Annotated in this window: 18 protein-coding genes and 1 tRNA gene; 8 read left to right on the top strand and 11 right to left on the bottom strand. The window is 71.5% G+C overall.

Going from position 1 to position 25,017, the window contains the following annotated elements:
• Positions 1-6: 6 nt before the first annotated feature.
• Positions 7-1,680 (bottom strand): ABC transporter substrate-binding protein, encoded by a 1,674-nt coding sequence (locus tag NP048_RS09975; protein ID WP_227575467.1) that lies wholly within the window; start codon positions 1,678-1,680, stop codon positions 7-9.
• 131 nt (positions 1,681-1,811) lie between these two features.
• Between NP048_RS09975 and NP048_RS09980 the strand changes: the two genes are divergently transcribed.
• Complete coding sequence (locus NP048_RS09980; RefSeq protein WP_227575468.1) at positions 1,812-2,639, top strand: class I SAM-dependent methyltransferase; 828 nt, start codon at positions 1,812-1,814, stop codon at positions 2,637-2,639.
• 2 nt (positions 2,640-2,641) lie between these two features.
• Here the strand turns inward: NP048_RS09980 and NP048_RS09985 are convergent, their stop codons facing one another.
• The 3 genes from NP048_RS09985 to polA form a co-directional block, all read right to left on the bottom strand.
• Positions 2,642-4,306 carry a solute symporter family protein gene (locus tag NP048_RS09985; RefSeq protein ID WP_227575469.1) on the bottom strand — a complete coding sequence of 555 codons (1,665 nt, stop codon included), beginning with the start codon at positions 4,304-4,306 and terminating at the stop codon, positions 2,642-2,644.
• On the bottom strand, positions 4,303-4,671 hold the full coding sequence (locus NP048_RS09990) for a DUF485 domain-containing protein (protein ID WP_227575470.1): 369 nt from the start codon (positions 4,669-4,671) through the stop codon (positions 4,303-4,305). Before NP048_RS09990 ends, NP048_RS09985 begins: the two co-directional genes overlap by 4 nt.
• Positions 4,672-4,836: 165 nt before the next feature.
• Positions 4,837-7,494 carry a DNA polymerase I gene (gene polA, locus NP048_RS09995; RefSeq protein WP_255619553.1) on the bottom strand — a complete coding sequence of 886 codons (2,658 nt, stop codon included), beginning with the start codon at positions 7,492-7,494 and terminating at the stop codon, positions 4,837-4,839.
• Between the two features lie 87 nt (positions 7,495-7,581).
• On the opposite strand from polA, the gene NP048_RS10000 reads away from it, so the two are divergent.
• Complete coding sequence (locus tag NP048_RS10000; protein ID WP_227575472.1) at positions 7,582-7,986, top strand: PaaI family thioesterase; 405 nt, start codon at positions 7,582-7,584, stop codon at positions 7,984-7,986.
• On the opposite strand, the gene NP048_RS10005 is transcribed toward NP048_RS10000, so the two are convergent.
• Positions 7,902-8,570 (bottom strand): GNAT family N-acetyltransferase, encoded by a 669-nt coding sequence (locus NP048_RS10005; protein WP_227575473.1) that lies wholly within the window; start codon positions 8,568-8,570, stop codon positions 7,902-7,904. The genes NP048_RS10000 and NP048_RS10005 overlap by 85 nt on opposite strands.
• 326 nt (positions 8,571-8,896) lie before the next feature.
• Between NP048_RS10005 and NP048_RS10010 the strand changes: the two genes are divergently transcribed.
• From NP048_RS10010 to NP048_RS10025, 4 genes are read left to right on the top strand one after another with little or no spacing between them, the layout of a single operon-like run.
• Positions 8,897-10,354, top strand: coding sequence for a branched-chain amino acid ABC transporter permease (locus NP048_RS10010; RefSeq protein WP_227575474.1), 1,458 nt, complete (start codon positions 8,897-8,899; stop codon positions 10,352-10,354).
• A gap of 18 nt (positions 10,355-10,372) precedes the next feature.
• Positions 10,373-11,359: a branched-chain amino acid ABC transporter permease gene (locus tag NP048_RS10015; protein WP_227575475.1), complete on the top strand. Its 987-nt coding sequence runs from the start codon at positions 10,373-10,375 to the stop codon at positions 11,357-11,359.
• The gene (locus NP048_RS10020) at positions 11,349-12,302 is read left to right on the top strand and encodes an ABC transporter ATP-binding protein (protein WP_227575476.1); all 954 of its coding nucleotides are present in this window, start codon (positions 11,349-11,351) and stop codon (positions 12,300-12,302) included. The genes NP048_RS10015 and NP048_RS10020 overlap by 11 nt, the downstream gene beginning before the upstream one ends.
• A complete protein-coding gene (locus tag NP048_RS10025) occupies positions 12,299-13,120 on the top strand; it encodes an ABC transporter ATP-binding protein (protein WP_227575477.1) in 822 nt (273 codons plus the stop codon). Before NP048_RS10020 ends, NP048_RS10025 begins: the two co-directional genes overlap by 4 nt.
• Before the next feature lie 154 nt (positions 13,121-13,274).
• Here the strand turns inward: NP048_RS10025 and NP048_RS10030 are convergent, their stop codons facing one another.
• On the bottom strand, positions 13,275-14,558 hold the full coding sequence (locus NP048_RS10030) for an ABC transporter substrate-binding protein (RefSeq protein ID WP_227575478.1): 1,284 nt from the start codon (positions 14,556-14,558) through the stop codon (positions 13,275-13,277).
• A 217-nt stretch (positions 14,559-14,775) separates the two neighbouring features.
• On the bottom strand, positions 14,776-15,459 hold the full coding sequence (locus tag NP048_RS10035) for an ANTAR domain-containing response regulator (RefSeq protein WP_372456768.1): 684 nt from the start codon (positions 15,457-15,459) through the stop codon (positions 14,776-14,778).
• Positions 15,460-15,604: 145 nt separating this feature from the next.
• On the opposite strand from NP048_RS10035, the gene NP048_RS10040 reads away from it, so the two are divergent.
• Positions 15,605-15,678 (top strand) — tRNA-Leu (locus tag NP048_RS10040).
• Between the two features lie 81 nt (positions 15,679-15,759).
• On the opposite strand, the gene NP048_RS10045 is transcribed toward NP048_RS10040, so the two are convergent.
• Positions 15,760-16,323 (bottom strand): isochorismatase family protein, encoded by a 564-nt coding sequence (locus NP048_RS10045; RefSeq protein WP_227575479.1) that lies wholly within the window; start codon positions 16,321-16,323, stop codon positions 15,760-15,762.
• Between the two features lie 135 nt (positions 16,324-16,458).
• Here NP048_RS10045 and NP048_RS10050 point away from each other — a divergent pair, with 135 nt between their 5' ends.
• Entirely contained in the window at positions 16,459-17,301 is an 843-nt protein-coding gene (locus tag NP048_RS10050) for a hypothetical protein (protein ID WP_256769259.1), read from the top strand.
• A gap of 72 nt (positions 17,302-17,373) precedes the next feature.
• On the opposite strand, the gene pyk is transcribed toward NP048_RS10050, so the two are convergent.
• The 3 genes from pyk to gltB all read right to left on the bottom strand — a co-directional run bounded on the left by pyk (position 17,374) and on the right by gltB (position 24,952).
• Positions 17,374-18,810: a pyruvate kinase gene (pyk, locus tag NP048_RS10055; RefSeq protein WP_227575481.1), complete on the bottom strand. Its 1,437-nt coding sequence runs from the start codon at positions 18,808-18,810 to the stop codon at positions 17,374-17,376.
• A 108-nt stretch (positions 18,811-18,918) separates the two neighbouring features.
• On the bottom strand, positions 18,919-20,394 hold the full coding sequence (locus NP048_RS10060; protein ID WP_227575482.1) for a glutamate synthase subunit beta: 1,476 nt from the start codon (positions 20,392-20,394) through the stop codon (positions 18,919-18,921).
• Positions 20,387-24,952 carry a glutamate synthase large subunit gene (gene gltB / locus NP048_RS10065; protein WP_227575483.1) on the bottom strand — a complete coding sequence of 1,522 codons (4,566 nt, stop codon included), beginning with the start codon at positions 24,950-24,952 and terminating at the stop codon, positions 20,387-20,389. The genes NP048_RS10060 and gltB overlap by 8 nt, the downstream gene beginning before the upstream one ends.
• Between the last annotated feature and the right edge of the window lie 65 nt (positions 24,953-25,017).

Raw genomic sequence — 25,017 nt, forward strand, 5'->3', positions numbered from 1 at the left:
CGCTCCTCAGTCGCCCAGGGTGATCACGTTGTAGACCTCGTCCTGCACCGGCGAGGCCGGGTAGCCGTGGACGTCGGCCTTGAACGCGAGCGACGGCACGGGGTGCGCGAGCGGGACTCCGGGGAGGAAGTCGAGGATCGCCGCGTTCGCGGCCTCGTACGCCTCCCGCTGCGCGTCGACGTCCGCGACGTACCGGGCGTCGTTGATCGCCGTGAACAGCTCGGGGTTGTCGAAGCCCCACTCGTTCGAGGTTCCCCCGAAGAACACGCCGATGAAGTTGTAGGTGTCGTTGTAGTCGCCGGTCCACCCGAGCAGGTGCAGGCCGTGCTGGGGGCCGCCCTGGATCTTGTCGAGGTACTCGGGGTTCCACGGGTCCGGCACGGGGTTCACGGTGATGCCCACGGCCTCGAGGTCCGCCGTGATCGCGGTGAACACCTGCTCCGGTGTGGGCATGTAGGGCCGTGAGACGTTCGTCGGGTAGTTGAAGTCGATCGTGAGGTCCGACTTCCCCGCCTCGGCGAGCAGCGCCCGTGCCTTGTCGGGGTCGTAGTCGTACGTCGCCACGTCGGCGTTCCACCCGGCCACCGCCGGCGGGACGAAGTTCGAGGCCACCTCGGTCCCCTCGGGCAGCGTCTGGGCGACGAGCGCCTCCTTGTCGATCGCGTGCGCGATCGCCTGGCGCACCTTGAGGTCGGCGAGGTCGGGGTTGGCCTGGTTCATCCCGAGGTAGAGGACGTTGAACGGCTCGCGGTCGACGATCTGGAAGCCTGCCTCCTCGAGCGCCACGACGTCGGCCGGCCCGACGAGGTCGTACCCGTCGATGTCACCGGCCTGCAGCGCCTGACGGCGCGCGGTGGCGTCGGAGATGATCGGGAAGACGATGCGCCGCACCTGCCCCTGCTCGCCCCAGTAGCCGTCGTACGCGCTGAGCACGACCTCCTCGCCCGGGCTCCACGACTCGAACGTGTACGGCCCGGTACCGGTGGGGTGGCTGGTCGCGTACTCGGGGAGCACCGGCGCCTCGCCGTCGCCCGTCACGCCGTCCGCGTCGTACTTCTCGAGTGCGGTCGGCGACTGCATGGAGAACGCCGGCAGGGACAGCGCCGAGACGAGCTCGGGCAGCGGGCTCTGCAGGTGGATGACCGCCGTGGTCGCGTCGGGCGCCTCGCACGACTCGTACTTACCGGTGCCGTTCAGGCTCGCCACGTCACTGCTCGCGAACCCGCCGTTGACCTTCTGCCAGTAGTACGACAGGGACTCGGACTGCAGGACCCCGGTGAAGTTGTTCCAGCGATCGAAGTTGAAGCACACGGCGTCGCCGTCGAAGTCGGTTCCGTCCTGGAAGGTCACGTCGTCCTTCAGGTGGAACGTGTACTCGAGGCCGTCGTCACTGACGTCCCACGACTCGGCGAGCAGCGGGGCGGGATCGGCCGTGCCCGGCTCCACGCCGACGAGCCCCTCGAAGATCTGCCGCGCGACGCGGAACGACTCGCCGTCGCTCGCGAACGCGGGGTCCAGCGACGACGGGTCGCCCGACGCCGCGAAGATGAACGTGTCGCGCCCTGCGCCGGACTCACCGCCGGCCGTGCTTCCACCGGCCTCCCTGTCGCTCGCGGCGCACGCGGTCAGGGCGAGACCCACCACCAGTCCCCCCGCGACGATCTGCCATCTGGTCCTCACAGCTGCCACCTCTCGTCAGGAGCACGGCGTGATGTGCATCGCGCCACGCGGGAACCCGGTGAACGCTAGGTGCGGCGTGTCACGCGGTTGTTACGCATTGGTACGGATTGGGCATCGGACAGACTGGCACCATGTCGGACGAATCATCGAAGGACGCGCTGGCGGAGGCCGGGTACCGCACGGTGCCGGACGAGCTGGGCGGACGCGCGGCACGCGGGTGGTGGGACGCGAACGCGCAGGAGTACCTCGACGAGCACGGCGCGTTCCTCGGTCCCGAGGACCTGCTGTGGTGCCCCGAGGGGCTGCGCGAGTCGCAGGCCGCTCTCCTCGGCGACGTCCGCGGCGCCCGGGTTCTCGAGATCGGTGCCGGCGCCGCCCAGGGGACGCGCTGGCTGCAGAAGGTCGCGGGAGCGCGCGCCGTCGCCACCGACGTGTCCGCCGGCATGCTCGCCGCGGCGGCCCGCCTGGACGCTGCCGCCGGCGTCCGCGTCCCGCTCGTGCAGGCCGACGCCCGGTCCCTGCCGTTCGCCGACGCGTGCTTCGACGTCGTGTTCACCGCCTTCGGTGCGCTGCCCTTCGTCCCGGACGCACCCCGCGTGCACGCGGAGGTCGCCCGCGTGCTGCGACCGGGTGGCCGGTGGGTGTTCTCGGTGACCCACCCGTTGCGCTGGGCCTTCCCCGACGATCCCGGGGTCGGCGGGCTGACCGCGACGCGCTCGTACTTCGACCGGCGCCCCTACGTCGAGACCGCGGCGGACGGCCGCGTCCTGTACGCGGAGTACCACCGCACGGTGGGCGACCACGTCGCCGACGTGGTCGGGGCCGGGTTCGTGCTCGACGGTCTGCTCGAGCCCGAGTGGCCCGCCGGTCACGAGCGGGTCTGGGGTGGCTGGGGGCCCGTGCGCGGCGCCCGGTTGCCCGGGACGCTGATCGTGCGTGCGCACCGGCCCCCAGCCTGAGCTCAGTGGGCGACCGTGGCCTTCTCGGCCCCGGCCCCGGTGAGCGAGCGCACCTCCATCTCGGCGAACTTCTCCGGGTGCGGCTTCTCCTTCGAAAGCAGCGTCCCGACGATCCCCAGCAGGAACGCGAGCGGGATCGAGATGATCCCCGGGTTCTCCAGGGGGAAGACGGCGAAGTCCACCGACGTGTCCCGGATCATCGACAGGCTGTCACCGGTGACGGGGTCGACCTTGCCGGACACCACCGGGGACAGGGCGATGAGCACGACGCAGGAGATGAGCCCGCCGTACATGCTCCACAGCGCCCCGGCCGTGTTGAACCGCTTCCAGAAGAGCGAGTAGATGATCGTCGGAAGGTTCGCCGACGCCGCGACCGCGAAGGCGAGCGCCACGAGGAAGGCGACGTTCTGCCCGTTGGCGAAGATGCCGCCCACGATCGCCAGGGCGCCGATGACCAGGACGGTGATCCGCGCGACGCGCACCTCGCCGTCGGGGGCCACCTCGCCCCGCTTGATGACCGACGCGTAGATGTCGTGCGCGAAGGAGGCCGCCGCGGTGATGGTGAGGCCTGCCACCACGGCGAGGATCGTGGCGAAGGCGACCGCCGAGATGATCCCGAGCAGGAACACCCCGCCCAGCTCGTAGGCCAGCAGCGGCGCTGCCGAGTTCGCCTTGCCCGGGGACGCCATGATGGTCTCCGGCCCCACGAGCGCGCCCGCGCCGTAGCCGAGCACCAGCGTGAAGAGGTAGAAGATGCCGATCAGCCAGATCGCCCACACCACGGACCGGCGGGCCTCCTTGGCGGACGGCACGGTGTAGAAGCGCATGAGCACGTGGGGCAGGCCCGCCGTCCCGAGGACCAGGGCGAGCGCGAGGGACAGGAAGTTGAGCTGCGTGAGTCCGGACGCACCGTACTGACGTCCCGGCTCGATCAGCGTCTCACCGCCCTCGCCCGCCTTGTCGATCGCCCCCTGCAGCAGTGCCGAGAGGTCGAAGCCGAACTTCGCCAGCACCCAGACCGTCATCAGGCCGGCACCGGCGATGAGCAGGATCGCCTTGATGATCTGCACCCACGTGGTGCCCTTCATGCCCCCGACCAGCACGTACAGGATCATCAGGGCGCCGACCACAGCGATCACGAGCGCCTGCCCGGCGACCCCGTCGATGCCGAGGAGCAGCGCGACGAGCCCACCCGCGCCGGCCATCTGCGCCAGCAGGTAGAAGAACACGACGGCGAGCGTCGAGATCGCCGCCGCCATGCGCACGGGGCGCTGCTTGAGCCGGAACGACAGGACGTCCGCCATCGTGAAGCGCCCGGTGTTGCGCAGCAGCTCGGCGACGAGCAGCAGGGCCACGAGCCACGCGACCAGGAAGCCGATGGAGTACAGGAAGCCGTCGTACCCGTAGATCGCGATGGCGCCGCAGATGCCGAGGAACGAGGCCGCGGAGAGGTAGTCGCCGGCGATCGCGGTGCCGTTCTGCGGCCCGGTGAACGACCGCCCGGCCGCGTAGTAGTCCGCAGCGGTCCTGTTGTTGCGCGACGCGCGGAACACGATGACCAGCGTCACGAGGACGAACGCGCCGAAGATCGCGATGTTGACCACGGGGTCGCCGACCTGGCCGCCGTCGGCGGCCGCGGCCAGCACGGTGGCGTCGTAGCGGTTCATGCGGGGCTCCCCTCGGTGCGGCGCGAGTCGCTGCCGTCGATCAGCGCGCCGGACTCGATGTGCTCACGGAGGTTCTCGGCCACCGCGTCCTGCTTCTGGTTCGCCCACCGCGCGTACGTCATGGTGATGACGAACGTGGAGACGAATTGGCCGAGGCCGAAGAGCAGCCCGACCGTGATGTTGCCGACCACCCGCTGGCTCATGAAGCCGTGCGCATAGTTCGCGAGCAGGACGTACAGGAAGTACCACGCCAGGAACAACGCGGTCATGGGGAACACGAAGTTGCGGAACCTGCGTCGCAGGTCCTGGAACTCCGGCGAGCGTTGAACGCGCTGGTAGTCGGTCTCCTGAGCACTCTCGGACACGTGCACCTCCGCTGGTCCGGACGGCCCCGTCGCCGTCAGGGGGACCACTGTGACGTACGACAGCCCGAAATTTCCACAGATGGCGCACGAAATCTCCGCGGAGTGTCGCGAAGCCCGACTGACGTCACACGATCCGGTGACGCCCGGTGCCCAGAAAGGGTGCCGTCAGTGCCCCGCCTCGTGCCAGCTGGCGCCCGCACCGACCGAGACGTCGAGCGGCACGTCGAGCGGGCCGCCCGGCAGGCCGTCCCCCGCACGCCCCATCTGCTCGCGGAGGAGCTCCTCGACCTCCTCGCGCTCCCCCTGCGCGACCTCGAGCACGAGCTCGTCATGCACCTGCAGCAGCATCCGCGAGCGCAGCCCTCGACGCACGAGCTCCGCGTCGACACCGAGCATCGCGAGCTTGATCAGGTCGGCGGCGCTGCCCTGGATGGGGGCGTTGAGCGCCATGCGCTCCGCCGTCTCCCTGCGCTGCCGGTTGTCGCTCGTGAGGTCCGGCAGGTACCGCCGACGTCCGAGGATCGTCGCGGTGTAGCCCGTGGCGCGTGCCGCGTCGACCACGCCCGTCAGGTAGTCGCGCACGCCGCCGAACCGCTCGAAGTAGTCGGCCATGAGCGCCGACGCCTCCGAGACGTCGATGGACAGCTGCTGGGACAGCCCGTACGACGACAGCCCGTAGGCGAGCCCGTAGCTCATGGCCTTGATCTTCGATCGCATGGCCGGGGTGACCTCGTCCGTCGGGACGCCGAACACGCGTGAGCCGACGTAGCTGTGCAGGTCCTCCCCCGAGCGGAACGCCTCGATGAGGCCCTCGTCGCCGGACAGGTGCGCCATGATCCGCATCTCGATCTGCGAGTAGTCCGCGGTCAGCAGCGTGGCGTACCCGGGACCCACGACGAACGCGCGCCGGATCTGCCGCCCGGCCTCCGTGCGGATCGGGATGTTCTGCAGGTTCGGGTCGGCCGAGGACAGTCGGCCGGTCGCGGCGATGGTCTGCTGGAAGGTCGTGCGGATGCGCCCGTCGTCGGCGACCGAGCGCAGCAGCCCCTCGACGGTCTGGCGCAGGCGGATCGCGTCGCGGTGCGCGAGCAGGTGCTCCAGGAACGGGTGCCCGGTCCGCGCGAACAGGTCGGTCAGGGCGGCCGCGTCGGTCGTGTACCCCGTCTTGATCCGCTTGGTGCGCGGCATGCCGAGCTGGTCGAAGAGCACCTCCTGCAGCTGCTTGGGCGAACCGAGGTTCACCTCGCGCCCGATCACCGCGTAGGCCTCGGCGGCGGCACTGCGCACCTGCTCGTCGAAGCCTCGCTCGAGCGACGTCAGGTACTCGACGTCGATGGCGATGCCCGTCCGCTCCATGCGCGCCAGGACGCCCTGCAGCGGCAGCTCGAGCTCGTCGAGCAGCGTCGTCGCGCCGCGGTCCGCGACCTCGCCGCCCAGGACGTCGACGAGGTCCCGCACCGCCGCGGCGCGCACGGCCGCGCGCCTGCCCTCGTCCGCGCCGTCGACCTCCAGGTCCAGGGCGCCCTGCGCCTGCGACGAGCTCTCGTCGCTCCCGAGCTCACGACGCAGGTAGCCGATCGCGAGGTCGGACAGGTCGTAGGCGCGACGGTCCGGCTGGCAGAGGTAGGCGGCGAGCTCGGTGTCGAAGCGCACGCCCGCGAGCGCGAGCCCGCGTCCGTCGAGCGCGTGCCAGGCCTCCTTGGCCGCGTGCAGCGCCTTGCCGCGTGCCGGGTCGGCGAGCCAGGCCGCGAGCGCCGCGTCGTCGGCGGGCTCGATCGCTGTCAGGTCGTACGCCACCGCCTGCCCGGCGCCGTCCGCGATCGCGACTCCCCAGGCGTCGCCGCGGCCGGGGGCGCCGGTGCCACGGAGGTCGAGACCGAGCACCTCGTCGGCCCGGGCGTCGAGCCAGGCGCCCAGGCCACCGACCCCGGTCTCGACGAGGTCGAGCGCGGCCGCGGTCGCGACGCGCTCGTCGCGGCCCTCGTCCGGAAGCATGGCGAAGAGGCGATCCCGCAACGTTCGGAACTCCAGCTCGTCGAGGAGCTCGTGCAGCGCGGTACGGTCCCACGGGCGGACCGCGAGGTCCTCCGGGCCGACGGGGAGCTCGAGGTCGTCGACGAGCCGGTTGAGCTCGCGGTTGAGCGCGACCTGCTCGAGGTTCGCCCGCAGGGACTCCCCCGCCTTGCCGGTGATCCGCTCCGCGTTCGCCAGGACGCCGGCGAGGCCGTCGTACTGCGCGATCCACTTGGCCGCCGTCTTCGGGCCGACGCCCGGGACCCCGGGCAGGTTGTCGCTCGTCTCGCCGACCAGCGCCGCGAGGTCGGGGTAGCGCTCGGGCGGCAGCCCGTACTTCGCCTCGACCGCCGCGGGCGTCATGCGCGTCACCTCGGACACCCCGCGCACGGGGTACAGCACCGTGACCGTCGGGCCCACCAGCTGGAACGTGTCCCGGTCCCCCGAGCAGACCAGGACCTCCATGCCCTGGTCGCGCGCCTGCGTGGTCAGGGTCGCGAGGATGTCGTCCGCCTCGAAGCCGGGCTTGTCGAGGACCTGCACGTGCATGGTGGCCAGCAGCGTCCTGATGACGTCGACCTGCCCGCGGAAGGGCTCCGGGGTGGCAGCGCGGTTGCCCTTGTAGGACTCGAACCGCTCCGTGCGGAACGTGGTCCGGCCGGCGTCGAACGCGACCGCGACGTGCGTGGGCTCCTCGTCGCGCAGCAGGTTGGCGAGCATCGAGGTGAAACCGAACACCGCGTTGGTCGGTTGCCCGGTCGACGTCGCGAAGTTCTCGACGGGCAGCGCGTAGAACGCGCGGTACGCCATCGAATGTCCGTCGATGAGGAGCAGACGCGGGGTCGTCGAGCTGGGGGTCGTTGGCTGGTCGGCACGCACGGTGCCAACCTATCTGCCATGTCCGACATCCCCTTCGTGGTCCCGCCCACCGACGACACGCTCCTGCACCGCATGGGCATCGAGATCACGCACGTCGACGCGGACGGGGCAACCGGCACCATGCCCGTCGAGGGCAACACGCAGCCGTACGGGCTCCTGCACGGCGGGGCCTCCGCCGTGCTGGCGGAGACGCTCGGCTCGTTGGCCGCCGTGGCCCACGCCGGCCCGGGGCGCGCGGCCGTGGGGATCGAGCTCAGCGCCACCCACCACCGCTCGGCCCGGACGGGTGTCGTCACCGCGACGGCACGCGCGCTGCACCTCGGCAGGTCGCTGGCGACCTACGAGGTGGTCGTCGAGGACGCCGAGGGCAGACGCCTGTGCACGGCGCGGCTCACCTGCATGCTCATCGACGCACCCGTCTGACGGGCACGCTCGGGCTCCCCGGCCGCGCGAGCCCGCGCCCGGCGGCGACGTTCGATGAGGTCCTCGAGACCGCGCGAGGCGGGGCGTCGTGCGGGCGCCGGGACGTCGAGCGCCAGACGCCGCAGCAGCGCACCGGTGCCCACGGTGCGGTGCGCCGCGGCGGGCGCGAACCCCAGGCGCGCCAGGAAGCGCTGCATGCCGCGCGAGCCGGGCAGCGGGGCCGCGTACACGTCGGTGGCCCCGGCGGCGTCCGCGAGCTCGGCGACCGACTGGAGCATGGCGTGCCCCAGTCCGCGTCGTCGCTGGTGGGGGCGCACGTACACGGCGTCCAGGCTCAGGACCAGCGTGCCGGAGAGCAGTCCCGGCCCCAGGAGCCGGCCCAGGACCATCCCGGCGGGCTCGCCGTCGCAGGTCGCCACGAGGGTGACGCCGTCCGGGACGGAAGCGAGCACCGCGAGCTGGTCCCGCAGCAGCGCGCGGTCGTCGGAGCACAGCTGGCGCCCGACACCCGACTCCGCGCGGGCCTGCAGGCAGAGGTCGACGAGGTCCTCGAGGTCGGACGACGACGCGCGTCGGACGTGCACACCTGGCCGCACTGCGGGCCTCCCGGGGACGAGGGTCGGACGTCGGGCGTCCGGTCCCCCGGTCCGCACGCCCTGTCTCGATGATGGCCCAGAGACGGTCGCCTGCCTAGCCCAGGACGGCACACGTCCCGGTGAACCAGGAGGAACCCCCCGGAACAGGGTGCGCTGCACGACGCGGTTCGCTACCGATCGGAGCAGAACCCTCGCGCAGACGTAATGAACAGGACACAATCCCTCCCTATCGTCTGCTGACCGGTGGGCGAGCACCCATCACCCGTGCGGCGACACCGTGTGCCCGTGCCCGACCATCAGGACGGAGGTCTGACGTGCGACCAGTCGCGTGCCGGGACCGTTCCGTCGCCCTGCGACGAGGAGGTGCCGGCATCCTGCTGGCCGTCCTCACCGCCCTGTCGACGCTCGTCGTCGGCGGGTCCGCGCACGCGGCGACCACCCCCTGCAGCCCGGACGACGCCACCGCGTGCCTCAACGTGACGGTGACCGTCCCGGGCTCCGGGCCGGCCGCCGGCGTCGCCCTGAGCGTCGAGGGCGAGGGGGGCACCCTCGCCGCCACGACCGACGCTGCCGGGAAGGCGTCGGTACCGCTGACCGCGGCGGGTGACTACACCGTCACGGTCGACGAGAGCACTCTGCCCGCCGGCACGGTCCTCAAGGACCCCGCAGCCAACCCGGCCGTCGTCACGGTGGCCCTCGGACGCTCCGCCGGGCGGATCGTGCAGGTCGTGCCCCCGGAGCAGGCCGGCGCGGAGACGGGCGAGCCGGACGACGGGGACGCCTCGACGGGTGCCGAGACCGGGACCACGGGCGGTGCCGACACGGGGGCGGGCGCCGACACCGAGGCGGGTGCCGAGGCGGAGGCGAGCGCGGAGGCCTCGGCGGGTCCCGGGACCAACCGGTACGCCCAGCTCGTGCTCGCGGGCCTGGTCTTCGGTGTGCTGCTCGCGCTGGCCGCGCTCGGCGCGAACCTCATCTACGGGACGACGGGACTGTCGAACTTCTCGCACGGTGAGCTCGTCACCCTCGGTGGGATGACGGCGTTCATGGCCGTGCAGTGGTGGGGCCTGCCGCTGTGGCTGGCGATCGTCATCTCCACGGCGGCGGGTGGGGTCATGGGATGGCTGCTCAACCGGGTGCTGTTCGGGCCGCTGCGACGCCGCGGCGTGGGTATCACGCAGCAGATGATCGTCACGATCGGCCTGTCGCTCGCGATGCTGTCGTCGTTCCTCTTCTTCTTCGGTGCACGGCCCGCCCCGATCGTGTCGGGGATCTCCCAGCGCATGCAGATCGGGCCCGTCCAGATCTCCGGGCAGTCGCTCGTGTCGGTCGGGATCGCGCTCGTCGTGCTGGCCGCCGTGGCCTTCGTGCTCGCCCGGACGCGGCTCGGTCGCGCGACCCGGGCGGTGTCCGACAACCCGGCGCTCGCAGCCGCCACCGGCATCAAGGTCGAGTCGGTGGTCAGCCGCGTGTGGATCGTCTCCGCCGGGCTCGCGTCCCTCGGCGGCGTGCTCCTGGCCCTGTACCTCAACACGACGCGGTTCAACTTCGGGTCGACGCTCCTGCTGCTGATGTTCGCCGCGATCACCCTCGGAGGGCTGGGGTCACCGCTCGGCGCCGTGCTCGGCGCGCTCGTGATCGGCCTCGTCGTGGAGCTCTCGACGCTGGTCATGCCGAGCGACATGCGTTACGCGAGCGCGCTCGTGATCCTCATCCTCGTCCTGCTGCTGCGGCCGCAGGGCATCCTCGGGCGCGCCGAGCGCATCGGTTAGCGGGAGGTCGTCGCCGTCATGGACTACGGACAGCTCTTCACGAACGTCCTCAACGAGATGCTGGGCCCGACCGCGATCGCGTACGCGCTCGCGGCGATCGGGCTGAACATCCACTTCGGGCTCACGGGCCTGATCAACATGGGGCAGGCCGGGTTCATGCTGCTCGGTGCCTATGGCTTCGCCGTCGCGACGATCCAGGGAGCCCCGCTGTGGCTCGCGTTCGTCGTGGCGATCACGGCCGCGGTCGTCTTCGCGCTCCTCCTCGGCCTGCCGACGCTCAAGCTGCGCGGCGACTACCTCGCGATCGTCACCATCGCGGCCGCGGAGATCGTCCGCATGGTCGGGCGCTCCACGGCCCTGACGGACGTCACCGGCGGCTCCGAGGGCCTGACGGGCAACGCGTTCAAGGGCACGTTCCAGGACGCGTCGCCGTTCCCCGACGACCGCTGGGCGCTCGGTCCGATCACCCTGGCGACCAACACCTCCAACTCGTGGTGGCTGCGGATCGTCGGCTGGGGGCTCGTGCTGCTCGCGTGCCTGCTCGTGTGGCGCCTGATCCGCAGCCCGTGGGGGCGAGTCCTCAAGGGCATCCGGGAGGACGAGGACGCCGTGCGCGCGCTCGGCAAGAACGTCTACGGCTACAAGCTGCAGGCCCTCGTCCTCGGTGGCGTCTTCGGCGCGCTGGGCGGCATCGTGTTCGTGCTCGCCAGCTCGGTGCAGGCCGACTCGCTCGGCCGGCCCGTCACGTTCAACACGTGGACCATCCTGCTGCTCGGTGGTGCGGCCACGGTGTTCGGGCCCGTGCTCGGGTCCCTGCTCTTCTGGGGGTCGCTGGTCTTCGTCCGTGGATTCCTTCGCGGCGTCGTCCCCCCCGAGGTGCTGTCGGTGCAGCAGATCGAGCAGATCGGCTGGATCCTGGTCGGGCTGACCCTGATGATGCTCATCGTCTTCCGGCCCCAGGGGATCCTGGGCGACAAGAAGGAGCTCGCGATCAATGCCCGTTGAGGATGTCGTCGCGCGGGCCAGGAACGGCCTGGCCCAGATCCCCCGTGTGCCCGGTGCGCCGAAGCCCGATGCCCTGCTCGTCGCCGACGGGGTGCGGCGCAGCTTCGGTGGCGTCAACGCGGTGGACGTCGAGCACGTCGAGATCCAGAAGCACGTGATCACCGCGCTCATCGGGCCCAACGGCGCCGGCAAGACGACCTTCTTCAACCTCATGACGGGGTTCGACAAGCCGGACACCGGCAGCTGGGTCTTCGACGGCACGCCGTTGGCCGGCGTCGCGGCCTCCCGCGTCGCCAAGTCCGGCATGGTGCGCACGTTCCAGCTGACCAAGGCGCTCGCCCGCATGACGGTGCTCGACAACATGCGCCTCGGCGCCCGGGACCAGCCGGGCGAGGGACTGTTCACCGCACTCGTGAAGCCGTTGTGGGCGCCCCGCGAGCGGGCGATCACCGAGAAGGCGATGACGCTGCTCGAGCGCTTCAAGCTCGACACGAAGAAGGACGACTTCGCCGGGTCCCTCTCGGGCGGTCAGCGCAAGCTCCTGGAGATGGCACGCGCCTTGATGTCCGACCCGACGCTCGTGATGCTCGACGAGCCGATGGCCGGCGTGAACCCGGCGCTGACGCAGTCCCTCCTGGGTCACATCACGGACCTGCGCGACTCCGGCACGACGGTGCTCTTCGTCGAGCACGACATGCACATGGTGCGGCACATCTCTGACTGGGTCGTCGTCATGGCGCAGGGCAAGGTCGTCGCGGAGGGCCCGCCGTCGGAGGTCATGGCCGACCAGGCGGTCATCGACGCGTACCTCGGCGCGCACCACGACACCGACCTCGGCGACGACGCCCTGCTGGACGAGGGCGGTGTCATCGACGCGGAGGCGGAGGCCGAGGCCGACGCCGAGCTGTCGCCGACGACCAAGGCTGAGGAGAAGGCGCCGTGACCGAGACCACCGCACCTGCGCTCCACCGTGGAGAGCCGCAGGGTGAGCCGCTGCTGCACGCCGACTCCCTGGTCGCGGGCTACGTGCCGGGCGTGAACATCCTCAACGAGTGCTCGCTCGTCCTGCACCCCGGCGAGCTCGTCGGGATCATCGGCCCCAACGGCGCGGGCAAGTCGACGTTGCTCAAGGCGCTCTTCGGACTCGTCGGCATCCGATCGGGAACCCTGACGCTGCAGGGTGAGTCGATCACGAACCTGCGAGCCGACGTGCTCGTGCAGCGTGGCGTGGGGTTCGTCCCGCAGACGAACAACGTGTTCCCGAGCCTGACGATCGAGGAGAACCTCCAGATGGGCGTCTACCAGACGCCCCACAAGTTCGCGGATCGGCTCGAGGTGGTCCTCGCGCTGTTCCCCGAGCTGACGCACCGTCGCAAGCAGCGCGCGGGAGCCCTGTCCGGCGGCGAGCGGCAGATGGTGGCGATGGCGCGGGCGCTGATGCCCGAGCCGTCCGTCCTGCTCCTCGACGAGCCGTCCGCCGGGCTGTCCCCGGTCCGGCAGGACGAGGCGTTCCTGCGCACCCGCCGCATCAACAAGGCCGGCGTCTCGGTCGTCATCGTCGAGCAGAACGCGCGGCGTGCGCTGCAGATCTGTGACCGCGCCTACGTCCTCGACCAAGGCCGCAACGCGTATTCCGGCCCGGGCCGGGAGCTCATGCACGATCCGAAGGTCATCGAGCTCTACCTGGGGACGCTCGCGACCGACGTGGATGCCGCCCGGGACGCCGAGCGGACGGGTCCCGAGGACTCCCCCGCCGCCTGACGAGCAGCGCGGGGCCCGGTGGCCGGCCAGCAGGGGCCGCCCACCGGGCCCCGTCGTCTCTGCCTCGTCGCCCCTCCGCAGCCTCACTGGCACAGACGCCGACGGCCCCCGGAGCCGTTGGCTCCGGGGGCCGTCGATCAGGCGGCCGGCGAGGTCAGCCCTGCGGGACCTCGCCCTCCTCCGAGCGGCTGAACGTGTAGGTGTTCTCCGGCCCGAACTGGTAGATGCCGATGAACGCCGACGACGGGTCGTTCGCTTCGTTGAACGGCCCGACGCCCGACACCGCCTGGTACGCGATGTCCTCGCCGTCCTCGAGGAGCGCCTTGCACTCCTCCCAGCCCGTGCAGTCGGTGCCGCCGTCCGCGCCGGAGACCGCGACCATGTTGGCCTGGATGGTCTCACCGTCGGACGCGCCGCCCTTGAACGCCGCGAGCGCCACGAGCATGGTCGCGTCGTACGACTCGGGGCCGTACGAGTAGTCCTTGAGGTCCGGGTCGATCTCCAGCATGCGCGCCTGGAACTCCTCGGACGGGTACGCACCGGGCAGCGTGCCCTGCGCGTCGGCGAGGGTGCCGGCCGGGAAGCCGATGTCGCCCTCGACGCCGAAGTTCTGCAGGTTGCCGTCCACGAAGTACGTCTTGCTCATGTCCCAGCCCTGCGACACCAGCTCGCGCACGATCGCCGGCGTCTGGTTCGTGAAGGACAGGATCGCGATGGCGTCCGGGGACGCGGCGATGGCGTCGGCGACGATGGTGGCGAAGTTCGTCTCCGTGGGGTCGAACTCCTCCCCCGACGTGCCGTAGACGACGGTCCCGCCGGCCTCGGTGACGACGCCCTCGACGACGTCCCGCAGGGACGTGCCGTACGAGTCGTTGAAGACGAGGATGCCGACGTTGCTGGCCCCGTCGCCGACGATGAGGTTGCCGAGGACGTCGCCCTGGACGGTGTCCGGCGGCGCCGTGCGGAAGTAGAAGTCCGAGTAGCCGGACAGGTCCGTCGCCGTGTTGGCCGGTGAGACCTGCACGATGCCGGCGCCCGTGATGTCGTCGACGATGTTCTTGGTCACCGACGAGGACGCGGCGCCGATGACGACCGACACACCCGAGGAGATCAGCTGCTGCGCCGATCCGGTGGCGACCGACGCGTTCTCGGCGTCCGAGGAGTCCGTGTGCTCGACCTCGACGTCGGCACCGAACAGGCCGCCTGCGTCGTTGATCTCCTTCACCGCGAGGTCGACGCCGGCGATCTCGGGCGGGCCCAGCTGCGCGAGCGAGCCGGTGACGGGAAGGATCGTCCCGATGCGGAGCGGCTCCCCGCTGCCTCCTCCGGTCGCCTCGCCGTCGCCGGTGTCGCTGGAACCGCTGCTGCAGGCGGTGAGCGCGAGCGCGACCGCCCCGGCGACCGCCAGCCCGCGTCCTGCACGTGTCGATCGAATCATTCGTGTGGTACCCCTCTGTGAGCCCTGCACGACCGCGACCCGTGGGCGGGCCCCGACGATGTGGCGCGAACGTACTCATGGTTTGTGTCCGCCATGTGAATGGCAATGTCTCACCCCCATGTCGTTGTGGACTTGTGACCATCGACACAGCGAGCCCGCACCGACGGGGGTGTCGGTACGGGCTCGGGTGGGCGCCGCGGGCGCCAGGCGGGGGACGTCAGGACGCCGCGCCACCCACCTGCTCGATCACGGCGTCGGCGACCTCGCGCATCGTCAGGCGGCGGTCCATCGACGTCTTCTGGATCCACCGGAAGGACTCCGGCTCGGACAGGCCCATCTTCGTCATCAGCAGGCCCTTGGCGCGGTCCACGCGCTTGCGGGTCTCGAAGCGCTCGGCCAGGTCCGCGACCTCCGACTCCAGCGCGGTGATCTGCGCGTAGCGGGAGATGGCGATCTCGACAGCCGGCAGCAGGTCCGCCGGGCTGAACGGCTTGACGACGTACGCCATCGCACCGGCGTCGCGTGCCCGCTCCACGAGCTCGGTCTGCGAGAAGGCGGTCAGCAGCACGACCGGCGCAAGGTGCGCCTTGCCGATGCGCTCCGCCGCGGAGATGCCGTCGAGCACGGGCATCTTCACGTCCATCACCACGACGTCCGGCCGCAGCTCGGTCGCGAGCTCGACCGCGCGCTCGCCGTCACCGGCCTCGCCGACGACCTCGAACCCGGCCTCGGTGAGCGTCTCGACCACGTCCATGCGGATGAGCGCCTCGTCCTCCGCGACGACAGCCCGGCGCGCGGGCCTGCTCGCGGACGGCGCTGCCGCACGCGGTGCGGGATCGGCGGACAGGTCCACGGCCTGCGGCGCGTCCTGCGTGGGCTCGGTGCTGTCGTCCTTGGTCACGTGCTCAGAGTAGTGCGCCTGCCGCGTGTGGTGTTGCGCAGCGGCTCGTGGTCACCATCACGTCGTGCGGAGCGCTCGTCCGAGGCCCGCGAGCGGCGGACGGTGACGACGTGGCAGCGTCGGATCCCACTAGGCTGACCCCGCAGCCCCGATAGCCCAACCGGCAGAGGCGTTCGGCTCAAACCCGATCCAGTGTGGGTTCGAATCCCACTCGGGGCACCGCATGCTCGTGCCACGGCACGAGGACGTCGTCGGCGCCCTGTGGGCCTGCGCGGGCACGGGGCACGGGGCTCTCGCGCTTCAGATCGCCGCCTGGCCCAGGTCCACCTCTGCGGCGCTCGCCGTACCGGCCGTCCGTCCGGGCGCTTCCTGGAAGCCCCAGTACAGGTTGGTGTGCGCGATGACGTCGCCGGGCGACGGCGCACCCCACGCGGTCAGGTCCTCGGTGGTGTGGGCGTCGGAGACCAGGGTGACGTCGTACCCGCGCGTGAACGCGCCGTGGAGGGTCGAGCGCACGCAGGCGTCCGTCTGCGCGCCCGCGACGACGAGCCGTCCGACGCCACGCGCGGCGAGCACGTCCTCCAGGTCCGTCGCCTCGAAGGCGTCGCCGTACCGCTTGTGCACCACGGGGTCCGCCTCGTGCACCGTCAGCTCCGGGACGATCTGCCACGGCGCGGAGCCCAGCGGGAACTCGTCGCTGCTGTGCTGCACCCACACGACGTCCGTGCCGTCCCCGCGGGCGCGTTCGACGAGGGAGGAGATCCGCCCGACGACGCCGTCACGGTCGTGGGCCCCGTCGAGCACGCCGGTCTGGACGTCGATGACGAGCAGTGCGGTGCGGTCGCGGTTCTCGAGCGTGGTCATGACGCCTCCTGAGGTCCGTCCTGGTCCTCCCACGCTAGGCGCGACCCCTGACATCGCTCCCCGGGCTCCTCGCTGGCGCCGACACCGCGCGGCTCCGTGCGGGCGGTGGCAGGGTGTGCGCGGGAGGTGGCCGAGGTGGAGCTGGGGGGCATGTCGACGGCGGAGCGCCGGGCCGTACGGTCCACGTACCGCAGCCTGCGCCTCGGTGTGGTGCTGCTCCTCGTCCTCCTGGTCACGGCCGTCGCCGTGGAGGCGTCGCGGGCAGGCTGCTGGCTGGACTCGCTGAGCGCCTACTACTGGACCGGGGCGCACGACGCGGTCGTGGGTGCCCTGTGCGCCGTCGGCACCCTGCTCGTGGTCTACACGGGCACGGACGACGTCGAGGACGCGCTGCTCGACATCGCGGGCTTCCTCGCCCTCGTCGTCGCCCTGACGCCCACCGAACCCGGAAGCGGGTGCCCGGGCGACGTCGTCGCGGACGTGCCCGCCGCCCTCGCCGACGCGCGAACCAGCCTGACGGCGCTCGTCGTCGCGGGCCTCCTGGCGACCGGCGCCCGCACGTTCGTGGCGGTCCGGAGCGGAGGATCGACACCTGCGACGCTCGCGCGCGGTGCCGGCGCCCTCGTGGTGCTCGCGGTGGCCGTCACCCTCGTCGCAGCACCCGACGTCCTGCTGCGGTCGGCGCACGACACGGCTGCCGTGCTGCTCTTCGTCGCCGTGGTCGCCGTCGTCGTGCGCAACGCCTTCGCGGCACGGGCGGTGTCGAGCCGGTGGGCGCTGGCCTACGCCCTCCTCGGCGCGACGATGCTGCTCACGCTGTCCGTCGTGGTCGCGCTGAACGCCACGGTCGAGACCTGGGCGCACGCGGTGCTCGTCGTGGAGGCGCTGCTCGTGGGCCTCTTCGCGGCGTTCTGGGTGCTCCAGACGATCGAGCACTGGGGCGCGGAGGTGGCGCGCAGCCGCGTGACGCCGCGCTGACGGCCCCCGCCCGACGGACGACGACGGCCGCCGCCCCGCGTGCGCGGGGTGGCGGCCGTCGTCGTGCCGGGATCAGGCGATACGCGTGCGTGCGATCTCGTCGTCACCGATCTTGTGCACGACGACCGTGTTGGTCGATCCCACGACGCCCACGGGCGTCCCGGCGACGACGACGACGTAGTCGCCGACCTCGGCCAGGCCATTCGCGCGCAGCGTGTGGTCGACCTGGCTGACCATCGAGTCCGTGCTGTCGACCCGCGGCACCTGGTAGGTCTGCACGCCCCACGAGAGCGACAGGCGGTTGCGCACGTCCTCCTCGGGCGTGAAGGCGAGCAGCGGGATCGGCGCCCGCAGGCGGGACATCCGCCGCGCGGAGTCGCCGGACTGCGTGAACGTCACGAGGTACTTCACACCGATGCGCTCACCGATCTCGGCAGCGGCACGCGTGATCGCCCCGCCCCGCGACGACGGCACCGAGCCGAGGGGCGCGATGCGCTCACGGCCGAGCTCCTCGGTGCTCTCGATGATCCGTGCCATCGTGCGCACGGCCTCGATCGGGTAGTCGCCGACGCTCGTCTCGCCGGACAGCATGACCGCGTCCGCACCGTCAAGCACCGCGTTGGCGCAGTCGGACGCCTCGGCGCGCGTGGGGCGCGGGCTCGTGATCATGGACTCGAGCACCTGGGTCGCGACGATGACCGGCTTGGCGTTGCGCCGCGCCAGCTCGACCGCGCGCTTCTGCACGAGCGGGACCTGCTCGAGCGGCAGCTCGACGCCCAGGTCGCCACGGGCGACCATGATGCCGTCGAACGCCTGGACGATCTCGTTGAGGTTCTCAACCGCCTGCGGCTTCTCGATCTTGGCGATGACCGGGACGACCCGGCCCTCCTCCTCCATGATGCGACGCACGTCGTCGTAGTCGGCCGCCGAGCGGACGAACGACAGCGCGATGTAGTCGGCGCCGACCTCGAGGGCCCAGCGCAGGTCCTCCTCGTCCTTGTCGCTCATGGCCGGCACGGACACCGCGACGCCCGGCAGGTTGAGACCCTTGTTGTTCGACACCGGGCCGGGGACCTCGACGCGGGTGACGACGTCGCTGCCCTCGACCGCGGTGACGCGGACGAGGACCTTGCCGTCGTCGATGAGGATCGGGTCACCGGGCTTCACGTCGCCGGGCAGGCCCTTGAACGTCGTCGAGACACGCTCCTTGGTGCCCTCGACGTCGTCCGTCGTGATGGTGAACACGTCGCCGACGGCGAGGTCGTGCTTCTCCTCGATGAACCGCCCGAGGCGGATCTTGGGGCCCTGGAGGTCGACGAGGACGGCGACCGAGCGGCCCGAGGCCTTGGCTGCGGCGCGCACGTTGTCGTACACACGCTTGTGGACCTCGGTGTCACCGTGGCTGCGGTTCAGGCGTGCGACGTCCATGCCGGCGTCGACGAGGGCCTGGACCTGCTCGGGCGACTCCGTCGCGGGACCGATGGTGCAGACGATCTTGGCTCTACGCATAACTCGAGACTATGCCTTCCTGGATTTCGGCGTTAAGGCCGGACGTCCCGGGGGGCGAGCCCGGCCTGCGGGTACGCACATCCCGGGATGGGACTTGGGGGGACGGGCTCAGGGGCGCAGTGCCACCGTGCTCGCCGAGACGGGGGCGGGGAGCTCGGAGGAGCCCGACAGGTAGGCGTCCACGGACGCCGCAGCGGCACGGCCCTCGGCGATGGCCCAGACGACGAGCGACTGCCCGCGACCTGCGTCGCCGGCGACGAAGACGCCCGGCACGCTGGTGCAGAAGTCGTCGTCCCGGGCCACGGCACCACGACGCGTGAGCTCGACACCGAGCTGGTCGGTGAGGTCACCGGTCTCGGGACCCGTGAAGCCCATCGCGATGAGCACCAGGTCGGCGGGGACGTCCCGCTCGGTGCCGGGCGTCGGCACGCGGCGGCCGTCCGGCAGGTACTCGGTGGTCGCCAGGCGCAGCGCGCGCACGTGCCCGCCCGCGTCGCCCTCGTCACCGAGGAACGCGACGGTCGAGGCGAGGTAGGCGCGCTCACCGCCCTCCTCGTGCGACGACGAGACCTCGAAGAGGACCGGGTCGGTCGGCCACGGCTGGGACTCCGGACGCTCCGTCGGCGGCCGCTTGCCGATCGCGAGGGTCGTGACCGAGGCCGCACCCTGGCGCAGGGCCGTGCCCAGGCAGTCGGAGCCCGTGTCGCCGCCGCCGATGATGACGACGTGCTTGCCCTCGGCGGTGATCGGCTCGGGCACGTCCTTGCCCGCGACGGCCGCGTTGGCCTGGTGCAGGTAGTCCATGGCGACGTGCACGCCGTCGAGGCCGAGCCCCGGCACCTGCAGCTCGCGCGGCACCGTGGCGCCGGTCGCCAGCACGATCGCGTCGTAGCGGGCCTGCAGCTGCACCCACGTGACGTCCTTGCCGACCTCGACGCCCGGCCGGAACCGCGTGCCCTCGGCGCGCATCTGCTCGAGCCGGCGGTCGATGTGGACCTTCTCGAGCTTGAAGTCCGGCACGCCGTACCGCAGCAGGCCGCCGATCTCGTCGTCGCGCTCGTACACCGCGACGGTGTGGCCCGCACGCGTGAGCTGCTGGGCGGCGGCGAGCCCCGCGGGGCCCGACCCGACGACCGCGACCGTGTGCCCGGTCAGTCGCTGGGGAACCTGCGGCGTGACCAGCCCGCGCGCGAACGCCTCGTCGATGATCGAGACCTCGACGTTCTTGATGGTGACCGGCGGCTGGTTGATCCCCAGCACGCAGCTCGACTCGCAGGGAGCCGGGCAGATCCGCCCCGTGAACTCGGGGAAGTTGTTGGTCGCGTGCAACCGGTCGATCGCGTCGGCCCACTGCCCCTGCCGCACGAGGTCGTTCCACTCGGGGATGAGGTTGCCCAGCGGGCAGCCGTTGTGGCAGAACGGGATGCCGCAGTCCATGCACCGGCCCGCCTGCTCCCGCAGGAACGGCTGACCCTCCTCGAGGTGTGCGTGCACGTCCCTCCAGTCGCGCAGGCGCACCTCGACCGGGCGGTTGGGCGGGAGCTCGCGTTCCCGGACCTTCAGAAAGCCGCGGGGGTCAGCCACGGGCCACCTCCAGGATCTTGTCCCAGACGCCCGGCGCGCTCGGGTCGAGGCCGTCGGCCTCGGCCTGCGCGAGGGCACCGCGGACACGGGCGTACTCGGTGGGCAGCAGGCGGGTGAACCGCGCGCGGGTGCTGGCCGGGTCCTCCAGGAGCTGGGCCGCGACGAGCGAGCCCGTCTCCTCCGCGTAGGAACGCAGCAGGCTCTCGACGAGTGCGAAGTCCTCGTCGTCCAGCGGGTCGAGCGCGAGCTCGCCGCTGCGGACGGCGTCGACGTTGACCAGCTCGGGCGTGAGGTCGAGCACGTAGGCGGTGCCCCCCGACATGCCCGCGCCGAGGTTGCGACCGGTGGGGCCCAGGACGAGGACCGTGCCGCCCGTCATGTACTCGCACGCGTGGTCGCCCACCCCCTCGACGACGAGCGTCGCGCCGGAGTTGCGCACCCCGAAGCGTTCGCCGACCAGGCCGCGCAGGAAGATCTGCCCGCTCGTCGCGCCGTACCCGATGACGTTGCCGGCGATGACGTTGTGCTGGCTGCTCAGGGAGGAGCTCCGGTCGGGACGGATGACCAGGCGACCACCCGACAGGCCCTTGCCGACGTAGTCGTTCGCGTCGCCGAAGAGGCGCAGCGTGATGCCCCGCGGCACGAACGCACCGAACGACTGGCCGGCCGAGCCGGTCAGCGTCGCGTCGATCGTGTCGTCGGGCAGACCCGCACCGCTGTACCGCTTGGTCACCTCGTGGCCCAGCATGGTGCCGACCGTCCGGTTGACGTTGCGCACGGGCAGCGAGATGCGCACGGGCTCTGCACGCTCGAGGGCGTCAGCAGCCAGGGCGATGAGCTGGTTGTCCAGCGCCCGATCGAGCCCGTGGTCCTGAGCCCGCGCGTGGGACAGGCCCGAGCCCGGCTTCGGCTGGGGCACGGCGAGAACGGGCGTCAGGTCCAGCCCCTCGGCCTTCCAGTGGTCGACGGCGTGGCGCGTGTCGAGCATCTCGACACGGCCGACGGCCTCCTTGATCGACCGGAAGCCAAGCGCCGCGAGGTGCTCACGCACCTCCTGGGCGATGAACTCGAAGAACGTCACGACGAACTCCGGACGGCCCGTGAACCGCGCTCGCAGCTCCGGGTTCTGCGTGGCGACCCCCACGGGGCAGGTGTCCAGGTGGCAGACGCGCATCATCACGCAGCCGGAGACGACCAGCGGCGCCGTGGCGAAGCCGAACTCCTCCGCACCCAGCAGCGCACCGACCAGCACGTCACGACCGGTCTTGAGCTGGCCGTCGACCTGCACCACGACGCGGTCGCGCAGGTCGTTGAGCACGAGCGTCTGCTGCGTCTCCGCCAGGCCGATCTCCCACGGCGTGCCGGCGTGCTTCAGCGACGTCAGCGGGCTCGCGCCCGTGCCGCCGTCGTGCCCCGAGATCAGCACGACGTCCGAGTGCGCCTTGGCCACCCCCGCGGCCACCGTGCCCACACCGAACTCGCTGACGAGCTTGGTGTGGATCCGCGCCGACGGGTTGGCGTTCTTCGCGTCGTGGATGAGCTGCGCGAGGTCCTCGATCGAGTAGATGTCGTGGTGCGGCGGCGGCGAGATGAGGCCGACGCCCGGCGTCGAGTGCCGGGTCTTCGCGACCCACGGGTACACCTTGTGCCCGGGCAGCTGACCGCCCTCGCCGGGCTTGGCGCCCTGGGCGAGCTTGATCTGGATGTCGTCGGCGTTGGTCAGGTACTCGGAGGTCACGCCGAAGCGGCCGGAGGCGATCTGCTTGATCGCGGAGCGACGCCGCGGGTCGTGCAGTCGGTCGGGGTCCTCGCCTCCCTCGCCCGTGTTCGACTTGCCACCGATCTGGTTCATGGCGATCGCCAGCGTCTCGTGGGCCTCGGCGGAGATCGAGCCGTACGACATCGCCCCGGTGTTGAACCGCTTGACGATCTCGCTGACGGGCTCGACCTCGTCGATGGGCACGGGCGGGCGGACGCCCTCCTTGAACCGCAGCAGGCCCCGCAGCGTCATGAGGCGCTCGGACTGCTCGTCGACGCGCGCCGTGTACTGCCGGAACACGTCCATCTGACGCGTGCGGGTCGAGTGCTGCAGCCGGAACACCGTCTCGGGGTCGAACAGGTGCTCCTCGCCGCCGCGACGCCACTGGTACTCGCCGCCGACCGCGAGCCGCTGGTGCGCCTGGCGGTTGCCGCTCGCGGGGTAGGCGTCGGCGTGACGCGCCGCGACCTCGGCGGCGATGACGTCGAGCCCGATGCCCCCGAGCCGGCTGGTCGTGCCCGTGAAGTACCGGTCGACCAGCGCGTGGGACAGGCCGATCGCCTCGAACACCTGCGCACCGCGGTAGGACGCGATCGTCGAGATGCCCATCTTCGACATGACCTTCAGGACGCCCTTGCCGAGCGCCTTGATGAGGTTGGCGACGGCCTTCTCGGGCGTCACGCCCGGCAGGTAGCCGCTGCGCGCCTGGTCCTCGACGGTCTCCATGGCCAGGTACGGGTTCACGGCGGCCGCGCCGTACCCGACGAGCAGGGCCACGTGGTGCACCTCGCGCACGTCGCCCGCCTCGACGACGAGCGAGATCTGCGTACGGGTGTGACGGCGCAGCGTGTGGTGGTGCACGGCCGACAGCAGCAGCAACGACGGGATCGGTGCGAGGTCCGCGTCGGAGTTGCGGTCCGACAGGACGAGGAAGCTCACGCCGTCGGCGACCGCGCGGTCGACCTCGGCGAAGATCTCCTCGAGGCGCCGCTCGAGCGCCGCCCCTCCCCCGTCGACCTTGTACAGACCGCGGATCGTCGTCGCACGGAAGCCGAGCGACGGCTCCTTCGCGACGTGCACGATCTTGGCGAGCTGGTCGTTGTCGATGACCGGGAACGGCAGCATGATCTTGCGCGCGTGCTCGGGCCCGTCCACCAGCAGGTTCGGCTCGGGGCCGATGGCCCCGCCGATCGAGGTGACGAGCTCCTCGCGGATCGCGTCCAGCGGCGGGTTCGTCACCTGCGCGAACATCTGCGTGAAGTAGTCGAAGAGCAGCCGCGGACGCTTCGAGAGGACGGCCACGGGGGTGTCCGAGCCCATCGCGCCGAGCGGCTCGGCGCCCGCCGAGGCCATGGGTGCCAGGAGGATCTTCAGCTCCTCCTCGGTGTACCCGAAGGCGCGCTGCCGGCGCCGCACGGACGCGGCCGAGTGGGCCACGTGCTCACGGTCCGGCAGCTGCGAGAGGTGGACCGCGTTCTCCTGCACCCACTGCGCGTAAGGCCGCTGGGCGGCGAGCTGGGCCATCACCTCGACGTCGGCGACGATCCGACCCCGGCCCGTGTCGACGAGGAAGAACAGACCCGGCTCGAGGCGGCCCTTGGCGACGATCGACGCGGGGTCGATGTCGAGGACGCCCGCCTCGGACGCGCAGACCACGAGGCCGTCCTCGGTCACCCAGTACCGACCCGGGCGCAGACCGTTGCGGTCCTGCACGGCACCGATGAGCGTCCCGTCGGTGAACGTCATGGCGGCGGGGCCGTCCCACGGCTCCATGAGCGTGGAGTGGTACTCGAAGAACGCGCGGGTGGACGGGTCCATCTGCGCGTGGTTCTCCCACGGCTCCGGGATCATCATCATCACGGCGTGCGGCAGGGACCGGCCCGACAGGTGCAGCAGCTCCAGCACCTCGTCGAAGCTGCCGGAGTCGGACCCGCCGGGGGTGCAGACCGGCAGGAGCGGGGCGAGGTCGCCCAGCAGGTCGGACGAGAGCATGCCCTCGCGGGCGGCCATCCAGTTGCGGTTGCCCCGCACCGTGTTGATCTCACCGTTGTGGGCGACCATGCGGAACGGCTGCGCGAGCGGCCACGAGGGGAAGGTGTTCGTCGAGAAGCGCGAGTGCACCAGCGCGATCTCGGACGCGTACCGCGGGTCCGAGAGGTCCGCGAAGAACGGCTCGAGCTGCCCGGTGGTCAGCATCCCCTTGTAGGTGATGGTCCGCGCCGACAGCGACGCGAAGTAGACACCGTGCTCACGCTCGGCGCGCTTGCGCAGCCGGTACGCCCGACGGTCGAGCGCGATCCCGGACAGCTCGCGCGACGGGTCGGCGACGACCAGCTGGCGGAACACCGGCATGGACGCGCGTGCGGTCGGCCCGACCAGGTCGGCGGTCACGACAACGTCACGCCACGCGAGGACCTCGAGCTTCTCCTCCGCCGCGACGGCCTCGACGGCCGCCACAGCCTGCGCCCGCGCAGCGTCGTCGACCGGCAGGAAGGCCATGCCGATGGCGTAGTAGCCCGCGGCGGGCAGCTCGGCGTCGACGACGTCACGGAGGAACGCGTCAGGGATCTGCGTCAGGATGCCGGCGCCGTCACCGCTGTCCTCCTCCGCGCCCACCGCGCCGCGGTGGTCCAGGTTCAGGAGCGCCGTCAGGCCGGCGTCGACGATGTCACGCCCGGGCGTGCCGCGCAGCGTCGCCACGAAGGCGAAGCCGCACGCGTCGTGCTCGGCGGCGGGGTCGTAGAGGCCGTGCCGGTCTGGCGCCACGGCAGCAGCGGGGCTCGCGGGCGACGTCGACATCAGCACCGTCCTCACAGTCCCCGGCAGAGCCGGGGCGTCGAACGAACATGGGGGGTACCGGGACG

Source organism: Cellulomonas xiejunii (assembly GCF_024508315.1).
Lineage (GTDB): Bacteria > Actinomycetota > Actinomycetes > Actinomycetales > Cellulomonadaceae > Cellulomonas > Cellulomonas xiejunii.

Bases quoted from the DNA above. Each gene is read 5' to 3' on its own strand.
- NP048_RS09980 (WP_227575468.1), top strand. From the start codon at position 1,812: ATGTCGGACGAATCATCGAAGGACGCGCTGGCGGAGGCCGGGTACCGC.
- NP048_RS09985 (WP_227575469.1), bottom strand. From the start codon at position 4,306: ATGAACCGCTACGACGCCACCGTGCTGGCCGCGGCCGCCGACGGCGGC.
- polA (WP_255619553.1), bottom strand. From the start codon at position 7,494: ATGGCGTACCGCGCGTTCTACGCGCTGCCCGTCGAGAACTTCGCGACG.
- NP048_RS10000 (WP_227575472.1), top strand. From the start codon at position 7,582: ATGTCCGACATCCCCTTCGTGGTCCCGCCCACCGACGACACGCTCCTG.
- NP048_RS10015 (WP_227575475.1), top strand. From the start codon at position 10,373: ATGGACTACGGACAGCTCTTCACGAACGTCCTCAACGAGATGCTGGGC.
- NP048_RS10020 (WP_227575476.1), top strand. From the start codon at position 11,349: ATGCCCGTTGAGGATGTCGTCGCGCGGGCCAGGAACGGCCTGGCCCAG.
- NP048_RS10030 (WP_227575478.1), bottom strand. From the start codon at position 14,558: ATGATTCGATCGACACGTGCAGGACGCGGGCTGGCGGTCGCCGGGGCG.
- NP048_RS10045 (WP_227575479.1), bottom strand. From the start codon at position 16,323: ATGACCACGCTCGAGAACCGCGACCGCACCGCACTGCTCGTCATCGAC.
- pyk (WP_227575481.1), bottom strand. From the start codon at position 18,810: ATGCGTAGAGCCAAGATCGTCTGCACCATCGGTCCCGCGACGGAGTCG.
- gltB (WP_227575483.1), bottom strand. From the start codon at position 24,952: ATGTCGACGTCGCCCGCGAGCCCCGCTGCTGCCGTGGCGCCAGACCGG.